4 protein-coding genes are annotated in these 11,862 nt (G+C 33.8%); all 4 read left to right on the forward strand.

Annotated features, from left to right (window positions below):
• Positions 1 to 5 precede the first annotated feature (5 nt).
• The 4 genes from NNH57_RS03635 to NNH57_RS03650 all read left to right on the forward strand — a co-directional run bounded on the left by NNH57_RS03635 (position 6) and on the right by NNH57_RS03650 (position 11,858).
• Positions 6 to 5,615: a hypothetical protein gene (locus NNH57_RS03635; protein WP_132065884.1), complete on the forward strand. Its 5,610-nt coding sequence runs from the start codon at positions 6 to 8 to the stop codon at positions 5,613 to 5,615.
• Positions 5,602 to 6,330: a hypothetical protein gene (locus tag NNH57_RS03640; protein ID WP_074410204.1), complete on the forward strand. Its 729-nt coding sequence runs from the start codon at positions 5,602 to 5,604 to the stop codon at positions 6,328 to 6,330. The genes NNH57_RS03635 and NNH57_RS03640 overlap by 14 nt, the downstream gene beginning before the upstream one ends.
• An 88-nt stretch (positions 6,331 to 6,418) precedes the next feature.
• A complete protein-coding gene (locus NNH57_RS03645) occupies positions 6,419 to 11,437 on the forward strand; it encodes a hypothetical protein (RefSeq protein ID WP_108808711.1) in 5,019 nt (1,672 codons plus the stop codon).
• A 13-nt stretch (positions 11,438 to 11,450) separates the two neighbouring features.
• The gene (locus NNH57_RS03650; RefSeq protein ID WP_074410206.1) at positions 11,451 to 11,858 is read left to right on the forward strand and encodes a hypothetical protein; all 408 of its coding nucleotides are present in this window, start codon (positions 11,451 to 11,453) and stop codon (positions 11,856 to 11,858) included.
• The last annotated feature ends 4 nt before the right edge of the window (positions 11,859 to 11,862 follow it).

The raw sequence follows: 11,862 nt of genomic DNA on the forward strand, positions 1-11,862 counted from the left end.
CACTTATGATTTCAATACGTAAGAAAAATATTAAGATCATCACATACTTTTTGCTATGTGATATGTTGATTGGAATTTTTGTACCATCAGTAGGTTCATTATATGCTTTAACATCAGGGCCTGGTTCACCAGAGTTTTCGAGTTTTGAACCCGTAGCAACTACAAATCTGGTAGATCCTTTGTCGGGTAATTTTACGTATAACTTACCTGTAATTCAAATTCCCGGACCTGATGGCGGAGGATATGCAATGTCATTATCTTATCATAGCGGAACTTCATCTGAAGAAGAATCTTCGTGGGTTGGACATGGTTGGACTTTAAATCCAGGAGCAATAAACACAAGTGTTCGAGGCTATCCCGATGAATATAACAATGCACCAATAGATGTGTACAATAAAACAAGACCAAGTTGGACAATGTCGGGTGCTGTAAAACTTAATGTTGAAGCCTTTAGTGTTGGTGTAGGGATTTCTGATTATGTACGATATAATAATTATCAAGGAGTTTCCAGAACTTCATCGATAGGGTTGTCTAAAGGATTTGCCAGTCTATCTCTTAATCGATCAGCTACAGGAGTCACCTTTAGTGCGGCAATTAATGTTTATGCACTTTTAAGTAAAAATGGAGGCGGAGATAAGAACACGCCTGAAGTTGAACTTCAAAAGAAGGCAGAAAAAAATGATGCTGATAAAAATGCCAAAAAGAAAATGTCAGTAAAAGCTAATGCTATCCCAAAAGGTTTAGGATCAATGCCTACTACAATATCTACCTTTGGATTACAAACATTTACCGATGTTGGGCAGTCGGTTTCCTTAACGAAACTTAAGGGAATGAATGTGAATTTAAGTTATGGATTACAAATTAATCCAGCTGTTGCTCCTGTTGGAGTTGAAGGAGGGTATATTGGTTCATTTTCTATAAACCATTCTATAGCACATCGAATTTTGAATGCTTCAGGGTATATGAATGGGACAAGTGCTAAATCTGATTACTTTACAGAAAAGGCTCAGCTTTTTGATAGACGAGATTTCTTTATTGGTATTCCTTTTAGTACACCGGATAATCACTCTCTATCTGGTGAAGGTTTATCTGGCGGGTTTCGTGCATTTGCAGATGGTCCAAGAACCTTTAGTAATGATGAAAATGTAAAGAATAGAATAAAAACCTACGGTGTTGGTATAGAAGGAATGATAGGTACTAATGTTGGAGTAGGGGTAAATCTTTCTTTCGGAAGAAGTAAATCAGAAATGCAGTATTTTCCAGGAAATGGATCACATAGTAATCTAAAATACAGGTTTTATGGAGATATGGGCGGAAAGGTGAATTTTGCTAATAATGATATTGCAAATGTAGAATTGGGGGCAAGCCCTAATTTTCCTGGGGTAAAAGGAGTAAGTGCTGCTGTTAGGAATGATGGAAAAGCGTTTTTAGACCCAACTATTGATTCTAAAATCAATACTTCATCACATATCGAAAAATTAAGCACTGGTGGATATGAAATATTTAATGACGCAGGAATTAAATACGGGTATTCTCAACCAGTAATGGTTAGAAATACATCCAACCTTTCTTTTGGAATAGACGAAAATGACAACATAGAGAAAAATCATTTAGCATATACAACTACCTATTTATCTAATGATTACAAAGTAGATGTTTGTAAACAAGATAGAGTAACCGGAGAGGTAAGAGCTCTGCCACATGAAAATATATCGTTATTAAAAGTTATTACGACTCCAGATTATATTGATCTTGGTACTGCAGGGGTAGATGACAGTGATTTTGGTGGATGGACTTCGTTTGAGTATCATAAAAAATACGGAGAGGCGAGTGAGAAAGGAAAATGGTATCGCTGGAGAACTCCTTACAATGGTCTTTTCTATAATAAAAATTCGATTTCTGATGTTAAAGACGATGCGGGTTTTGTAACTACAGGAGAGAAAGAAGTGTTTTTTCTTAAAAAAGTGGAAACAAAAACTCATGTAGCTTATTTTGTTACCAATACATCTAACGCTGCTAGATTTGGAGTTACCGGATCAGGTGCAAGTTATTTACAAGGATCACAAACAGCAAGATTAGATGGTTTGGCAGCACAAGATTTAACAACAAATGAAGATCCTTCTTCTAAAAGTGCAACGGCAAAAGGAACAGATGAATTAGAATACCTTGAAAAAATAGTATTGTTTTCTAAAGCACGGCCAGATGTGCCATTGCAGGTAACTAATTTTCAGTACGATTATTCTTTAGTTCAAAACTTACCGAATAATAAAAATGGAAATTATCCTAATAATAAAACCTCTGTAAATAGTGGAAAATTAACACTTAAAAAAGTATGGTCAGAATTTGAAGGAGTCGTAGACTCTAGAATCAGCTCATATAAATTTGGATATCAATATACATCTAATCATCAAATGGATGTTCAATATTCACTATCTGCTCAAAATCCGGATTACGGTCCACATCTTTTGGATTCATGGGGATATAATCAATTTAATGTAAGAGGTAATGCAAATAGTGCAGAAAACAGACATCTTAATTTAATTACATGGCCATATCAGGGAGATATTCCACAAAAGCAATTTGACCCGGCTGCATGGCAGTTAAAACAAATAGTACTACCATCTGGAGGAGAAATTCTGGTAGAATATGAAAGTAAGGATTATTCGTATGTTCAGGATAGAGATGCCATGGCAATGGTACGATTGTCAAGCGCTTCAAACACATATGATGACCCTACATATACTTTAGATTTATCTGATATAGGAGGGTATTCTGATGGGTTATGTGAAAAAATTAATGAATATTTCCTGGAAGGAAAACCTAATGCTGGTGGTGAAATTGATGTTCGTAAAAGGATATATTTTAAGCTATTATATGCATTAGAAGATAATAATCCCGATTTATTAGGATGTCAATCAGAGTACATAACGGGATATGCTAAGATCTCAAAAATTACATGTAATGGAAGTTCAATTTCTATTACTCTAAAATCGAAAAATAGAAAGAACCATACAAAATATTCAGGAAATACATTTACAGAAGAATCTCAAGAGGATCGAAACTATAGGCTAGTACCTAGACAAGCCTGTCATGATTATTATGTTACACAAAGATGGGGTAAATATTCTGCAGGTTGTGAGGGTAAAATAGAAAAAGAATATGAAGATGCAATTGCAGCCAGGCTTTTAGACTGTAATGGAGATATTGGTAGCACAGGTTTAGGAAAAGCTATCAAAACATTAAAATACGCGCAAAAAGGAATAGAAAAATTAGCAAACAGAGGGATAAATGTTTCATTTCCTGATAGAGGTGAAACATGTAAAAAGTTAAACCCTGGTTTATCATATCTTAAAATACCTATCAATAAAGCAAAACGTGGAGGAGGAGTTCGGGTTAAAAAAGTTTTGATGTATGATAAAGGTATAGAATCTGGAGATGAAGCTACCTATGGTCAAGTTTATAAATATGAACTAGAGGACGGAAGATCTAGTGGTGTTGCGACTAATGAACCACAAGAAATGAGAGAAGAAAATCCTCTGGTAGAATTTCTTCCTAAAAAGAATCAATCCTGGATTAATAGGATGATTGCTGGTAAAGACAAAGAACAAACCGAAGGACCAATAGGAGAATCATTGCTTCCAGCTGCTTCGGTAAGTCATTCAAGAGTAGTAGTAGAGAATATCCATACCGGTAAAACAGGCACAGGGCATACTATTCATGAATTTTATACATGTAAAGATTATCCATATGATAAGTTATATGATTATAAATTATATGAAGGAAATGAAAGAAAGTTTGATTTTGCTAATGAACATCCAGAACGTGGTGTTTCTTATTCTGTACTTCAAGAAAACATGCATCATGATAGACTTAATCTTCCTAGTCCTTATTTCGCATACGGTTTTGATAAAGCGTGGGCTTCTCAAGGGTTTAGATTTATACAAAATGGGATGCATGGCGTTCCTAAATCGGTAAGAACATACGGAGGTAGTTATACTCCTGGAAATAAAAGCTATATCTCTTCGGGGCAGGATTTTTATTACTATGAACCAGGGGAGAAAGTAAAACTATTTACAGGATTTGATGGACAAGATTCTGGTACTTATGTGTGGGACGTACCGGGGAAAGAAATGGATGTTACTCAAGAAGGGTATAGTATTGAAAATGAGGATTTAGATTTTGAATTTGAAATAGACGTAAGTGTTGGATTAACTATACCACCGCCAATATTTGTATCATTTGGCTTAGTATTTAGATACAAAGAACAATTATTAACCAAATACGCTACATCAAAGGTTATAAAATATCCAGCGATTCAAAAAAAGATAGTTTCATATACAGATAATATCGCATCTACGACAGAAAACCTTGCATTTGATTATGCTACCGGACGCTCTGTTTTAACAAAAACATATGATGCATATCATGGTATTGATTTAACTGCTTCAAACCAAAAGCACGATGGATCTATTTATAACCTAAATATTCCTGCACATTGGAATCATGATAAAATGGGGCAGAAGTCCAGGATATCAAATAATACCAATCAATTACTAGCTAGTGCAGGACAGTTTGTAACCTATGGAGCAGATGCTAACCCAATTAATGACAATGGCACTTGGACCATTAAGTCGAATAAAGTTATATCTGCGGGAGCAAGTACTTATAATGTATTGGCCGGAGTTTCTGAGTGGACAAATAATCAAAGTGTAAATACCGAATATGGATCCTTAGGAAATCCATCAGTATATAGAATGCATGAAAATTATACATTTAAAGGAAACGTAAAGAAATCTTCAGATCGTAACACAAATTCTGGAAAAATTTATGAAGGTGGTATTGTAGAAAACTTTACCCCGTTTAATTATAATGCAAATTCACAGGACGAAAAATGGGTGAAACTCACAGAGGTTACCAAGTATTCGCCTAATGGAGCAGCATTAGAAGAACAAGATGTTTTAGGGATTTATAGTGCTTCTAAGTACGGATATAACTTTACACTTCCGACTATGATTGCTAAAAATTCAACCTATGAAGAAATGTATTTTGAGCATTTTGAAGATAAAGTAGGTGTCGAAACAGGTTTGGTAACAGATATAGCACATTCAGGAATATATTCAAAACAAATTGTATCTGGCGAGAGTTTACTAAAAAATGTTACCGCCGGAAACTTATTATCAACTACTGGGGGTTGGTTAAAATTTTGGACAAAATCTGATGAAAATCTGATTAATCCACAGATTCAAATCAATGGTAATACATTGACTCCAGAGTTTATGGCAAAAACAGGAGAGTGGTCCTTATACAGAACTTACATAACGCCACAATCTTTTGTTTCTGGCCAGGTAGTTTCAGTAAGTCTAAGTTTTGAAAACTCACAAGTATATATAGATGATATCAAATTTAATCCTAAAGAAGCGCAAACAACATGCTATGTATATGATGTAAAATCACTTCGATTATTAACCTTATTTGATGATCAACATTTTGGATTGTACTATCAGTATAATGGAGAAGGACAATTGATTCGTAAACTAATCGAGACAGAAAAAGGATTAAAGATAATAACAGAAACACAATATAATTTACCAAAAGAAAGCCGTGAAAGAATTTAAAGTAATAGCCCTGATTGCATATTGTTGTTTTCATTTTAGTGGATATGCTCAAAATGAAACCTCAAGTAAATGCAGAGATAGAATTTTAGAATATCTGGATGGTATGCAGGAAGTAATATCTCCAAAGAAAGGACAGGTGTATTATATGAAATATAGTACGAATACAACTTTTTTTAAAAAGTATAACCTTCCTGTTTCTTCTACCAAAAGTGAAATGCTTATCGCAGAGTATAAAATCTTTATGGACGATGAAAACATGAAGATATATGGAGATGATAAGGAAATGTTTGTGGTTTTGCCTAAAATTGGAAAGATATACTGGAATGATTCTGATCCAAGGTTATTTACAGATAATAATGCACAACAAAAATTTTTAGAAATAGAGAGAGCACTTTTAAAATCAATAAGCACGATTGATTGTGCAACTAATGGTAATAAACAGCATATTACCATAATACCCAATAAAGATTTTGAAAAAAAATCAGGATTAATACGACAGGTTTTAGAATATGATGTGAATCAAAAACGAGTTACAAAAGTCGAAAATCGATTTAATGAAAAAAGTAAGATCAAAAAGCAGATCGTACACTATGAGATTATTGACTACAAGAGCTCTAAAAAAATCAAAAAACCTTTGGAGTACATTTTTAATGGAACAGAATTAAAGAGAGCTTACAAGAATTTTGAAATTATAGATAACAGAAAAAATAAATGATGTTTTGTACACTAAAAAATCACCGAAATGAAATGTCATTTTTTAGTATATCAATCCTATCGGACAACTTTAAAAATAAAATTTACAGATGAAAATTAATTGGTCACTCACAAGAATCATCTTTTTACTTTTTCTAGCTAGCGGTACATTGTTTTCGCAAGATAAAGGGGTATACTTAGATAATGTTATGTTAAGTATTCCTGGCGCAGGAGAATCAACTTCGGGTAATTTAAGTTTTATTACTCCGTGTTCTACTTTTAATGTTAATGAAGGAAAAGTATGGGTCAAAATTGACCTGGGAGAAAATTACGAATTTGGATATGATAATTTCGGAGTTCCGTTTGAAATAGGAATGGATCTCGAAATAAAAGTCCTTACAGACAACCCGAGTATTGATCCGGCAATATCATTTAAAGTTGAATTGAATAATAACAAACCAGAAAGTGTCGTTTTTCTCGACCTTAACCAATATATAGATACTGCTAATAATAGTACAGGACTTTCTTATCTCGGAAATAAAATTAGTGGAGTTAGAGCTACCATTAGTAACCTTACAAATACTGCAGTTACCATTAATACAGCAACAGAGTTAAATGTTGGTCTAAATTATGAAATGAATTATGGTATTGATGTAAGTGCAAATACGGTAAGTAATTTAACAAAAACAGCCGTAGCCAATAGCAAAGCAATAGTATTTAATTGGGCAGATAGTTGTAATGCTCCGGGGTACGAATTTCAGATTATTAGATTATTTAACACTGATCCGGCAACATCATCTGATCAAGGAACAATAACTACAACTATTGATTGGAGTAAGGCATTATCATTACATGTAGATGGAGCAACAACTTCTATTGATCTCACAATGGGAGAAGGGCAAGGATATTATGCATGGCGAGTTAGACCTATAGGATCATATTACGAAAATGGAATTGGTAATAATAAAAACTGGGGGAGTTGGAATGCTTTAGATTATACAGCATGTACTTCTTGCCTATTTACACCTTCAACAAACTCTAATCAAGTATTCTTTTTTACAGATGTCGATGATCAACAAAATTACCAGTACAGTAGAGTTTTTACAGAAAATAACAAAGTAAGTGAGCAAGTGACCTATGCTACATCTTTAAATCAAGTCAAACAAACACAACGATATATACCCTCAAAAGATTATAAGGTAATTACACAGACCATTCTGGATAACTCAGGAAGACCTACTATAAATACATTACCGGTACCAATTGTGGGAGAGAAGATAAGTAATTATAAAGAAGGTTTTGTACAGACGAGTAAAAGTCTATACAAAGCTAAGGATTTTGATGAAGAGGATAATTATAGTGCTCCGGCAATGATAGATGCTACTGGTGCTTTTGAATACTATTCTGGAGCCAATGCAGATAAAAGAATACCAGATGCAGAAGGATATCCGTTTACCAGAGTTATTTTTAGTAATGATGGTACTGATCGTGTTGTTGAACAATCAGGTGTTGGAAAAACACATATGATAGGTAATATAGCAGATGGAAAAACAAGAACTACAAGAACTTTATACTCTACACCTACAGAGGATGAGTTGGTAAAGTTGTTTGGAGATGAAGCGCCTAATCATCAGGATGTTGCAAAAATTATAACCGTCGATCCCAATAGTACAAGATCGGTTTCTTATATCACTAAAGAAGGAAATACAATTGCTACAGGACTTACTTTTAGTGAAGATGATACTGTGTTAGATAGTGTAAAAGATACAAATCCAGATAACACAGTTAAAGGGGTAACCGATAGAATCACTAATAATATAAAAACATCAACAGGTTTTTTAGCATCTAAACGTGTTACCATTTTAGAAGATGGAACAGATGTAAATATAAGTTATACAATTGCAAGACCTGTATTAGATGGGTTATGCCATAATTTAGAATTAGATTTGGACTACAGCCTAAAAATAGAAGTTTTTGATATAGGTACAGGAAATGTAGTACATAATTTTGAACAACCAACCTTAAAAGATTTAACAGATACAACAAATGATGGTATAGATAATGTTACTGTAGATTTCGGAAATGTAATTTTAAATACAGGTACATATTATATTCAAAAAACATTAGTGCCTAGTGACTCTATAAAGCTTGATTTGGTTAATGCAGAGGATAGTATTAATAAACTTATAAAACCATTTTTTGATTGGATTGTTGATTTTTCTAATGAAGTAGATTGCGAAGAAGAAATGGAATATCTATATAATGATATTTTCCATTTCGGTAAACTAGTGTATAATAAACAACTCGCAGCAAATATCGTTACCGATGCTACTACAGGAAGAAGAATCGCTACTGTTAATTTTGATTGCTTAGGGTGCTCTGACGAAAAAATAAGTTTTACGAGTAAAGACCCTAATGATCCTGAAGCAGATGACGAATTTTTAGATTATTATATTGGTAGAGAAGATCAATATAAAATTACAGTATATTATTTTGATCCTAGTGGTGATTTAAAAGCTTTTAATTATGATACCGATACTTCGATTGAGGGACGAAGACCTGTAAAAGTTGGATTTGAAACACCATGTTGTCAGTTTCAGGTACCTATAATATTTACACCACCTTTCCGTACTCCAATTCCACCAGCTTTAGAAGCATATCGAAATAATAAACAGTTAGATGATCAGGTAGTAGAATCTATCTCCTACTTTGGGACAGGAGCAACTCCGTTAACCACTCCAAATCCAGATAACCATATAAATCCAAATCCAAATTTCTTATTAGATACAGAAAACAATTTCACTTATGAAAAACTAAGCGATGGTTCGGTAACTCTTAAGAATACAGACGTTTATCCTATTGATTTTGAGGGGTATGCTATTTCTATGCTTTACGAATGTAAAAGTGCAGTAAATACTGGGTATACAAGAGAAAAAGCAGCAGAAGAAATTTATGCGCAATTAGTAGGATGGCAAAGACCGGGGGTATTTAATCAAATGGTCTATCATATGGCTACAGATCAATATGGTGATCAGGATTGCCCTAAAGAAGAAGAAGATATCCCTAATCATCCGGTTCCAAATGGAAACTATGAATCCTGTGATTACCCAAAACCTAAAGTGATATTGCCTGGATCGCAGTACTCTGCACAAGAACTGGCAGAATGCTGGGAGCCTATCGTAATAGAACTGGTAAATAAATTATGTGTTGGTGATTATGATCTGGATTCAAATGAAGAAAATAATGTAGCAGATAGTTATGACACAAGAGGTGGCGATAGTAAAAGGCATTTAAGAAAAAACATAAAAAACTTTATTGTACGATGGATCGCAAAGCGTAAACTAGTAAGAAGAATAAGAAGACAAAATGTAAGTACCAATGGTGTTGCTCAGGATAAGGCAGAGGCAGAATTAGGTAGTGTGATATATAAATTTTTTGAATGTACAGGTTACAAATTTGGAGATATCATAAATGAAGTACCTAAAGACAGAGCTCCCAAAGCCAATTTTGCAGTATTTCAACCCGATTTCGATACGTTGGTGAATTCAAAAACCAATCTAAAATATACAAAATATGATCGAAAAAGGCTAACGGGCCTTATAGGGGAATGGTTAGACCTTTTTGATTCGGAAACAAGAGAACATTATTATAATATTAAAGATCCTGTGTATGCTTTTAAGTATTTTGAATATAAAGAAGGAACATTCCCTATTCTTGAAGCAGAAACCTGTTTTAGAGATCCTAACATTTGTATAGAAGAGGTAGTTAATGAAACAACAGGAGAAATTGAAGAAAAAGAGTTCGGTTGCTGTGGTGAATATCCCGATGGAACTCCGATCCCCTGTAACTTTTGTGATGTAGGATATATACAGTGTGAGCAAACTTCAAAAGATTGGAATTGTGATCAACGTCTTACCTTTTATAACCTGGTAAAAGATTTTAAAGAAGAAGTGGTGCCCGATGTAGTACCTGTTAATTGCGAAAATTATTTTGAAGCAACAAGTTATGTGTTAAATCCAGATTTTGAGAAAGAAACAGGTTTCATATTAACTTTTACCAGTGCAGATGTGTTACCGGGAACATTATCTGGATTAGAATTTTTATCAGCAGATTTATTTGCAGAAAACGGAGGGTATATCACTAATAGTTTTGCAGATATGCCACCGATTCCTCAAGATAGATGGTTTATTGATCTGGCAGGTGAACCGCAAGCTACCGGAGTTAGTATGATTGAAAATGAAGTTTCATTATTGATGAAGGAATGTAATGAAAATTGTGATGACAAACGAGATTTTTTTAGGCAAAACTTAATACAACTGTTTGAAGATAGATGCTATGTAATCGGCAAATGTAAAATCGATCCTAATGATAATATAGTACCTGAAGAAGATATTGATGCATTGGTAGAGCAAATTGTGCAACAATGTAAAAAACAATGCGAGATAGATACCTACGCTTGTATTGATGAAACATGTAGGCTTCTAGGAGCACCTACGCGAGTAGATAGATCAGATCCTAATGCTATTTCTAAGTATACTATAGATCTTAGTTTTCCAGAGTTAGGAGTATCTGGACCTGTAGTTGCTGGATTGTCTACCAGAGAAGCACAGAAATTAAAATATTTTGATCCGTTAACAGGGGTAACAACTCAAACAAACGAATCTCCTATAGAAGAAAACCTCTCTAGTGGATTGATTAAATATTCATATAACACATCGGCATATCCTTTTGTAACGATTTGGGATATTAGACAATCGCTTACCTATGCGCAATCTACCAGATCAAAACAAGCATTAGAATGGACAGTGAAATTAGATATCCCTAGTAAATGTGATAGCAAAGGAAATTATAATCCGGATTTGACATATGATACAAATAATCTACCTGTTGAACCCGTATATGTTTATAATAGAGAAAGCAAAAAATGGGAACTACAATCCTTTGGGATATGTACAGATCAGGCAGATTATATTACTCGTCAAAATCCAGATGGGCCTGGAGATACTTTTGTAGATAGAGATAAATATATCAAGACCACCAAAAAACCATTTTCTCCTTCTGATCCCGATTTCGATCCGGTAGAGTCACCAAAAACAGGAATAAACGTGGTCATTGATCCTAACAACTAAACCTATAGCAACGATGAAAAATAGAATCAAACATAGTATGATCCTGATTTTTGGGATGTTTTGTACGACACTTTTTTATGCGCAACAAAATACATTTGACTTTGAGGTTTATGAAAAAGAAAAAAATGTATTTGAAATCTCACTTCAGTTTTATGAAGCTGTAAATGTAAAGTTCATTCAGATAGATTTAATTGAAGATGGACATGTGCTAGATAACCAAGAAGCAATATTGAATAGGAAATCAGATAAAAATTTCTATTTGTTTTATAATCAAGAAGAAACCTTAGTCTATTTAGATGATCTAAAAATGATCATAGAAAAGAAATGGGGTAAAGCAAAACCGAAATCTATAGCTCTGGAAGTTCGACTTTTAAATAACGAATTTCAGCTAATCACCAAGAACCGTAAACAAATCAGATAACCAA

Source organism: Aquimarina spinulae, assembly GCF_943373825.1.
In the GTDB taxonomy this organism is placed as follows: Bacteria; Bacteroidota; Bacteroidia; order Flavobacteriales; family Flavobacteriaceae; genus Aquimarina; species Aquimarina spinulae.

What these genes read in the sequence shown, in the direction of transcription:
- NNH57_RS03635 (WP_132065884.1), top strand. Translation starts at nt 6, where the DNA reads ATGATTTCAATACGTAAGAAAAATATTAAGATCATCACATACTTTTTG.
- NNH57_RS03645 (WP_108808711.1), top strand. Translation starts at nt 6,419, where the DNA reads ATGAAAATTAATTGGTCACTCACAAGAATCATCTTTTTACTTTTTCTA.
- NNH57_RS03650 (WP_074410206.1), top strand. Translation starts at nt 11,451, where the DNA reads ATGAAAAATAGAATCAAACATAGTATGATCCTGATTTTTGGGATGTTT.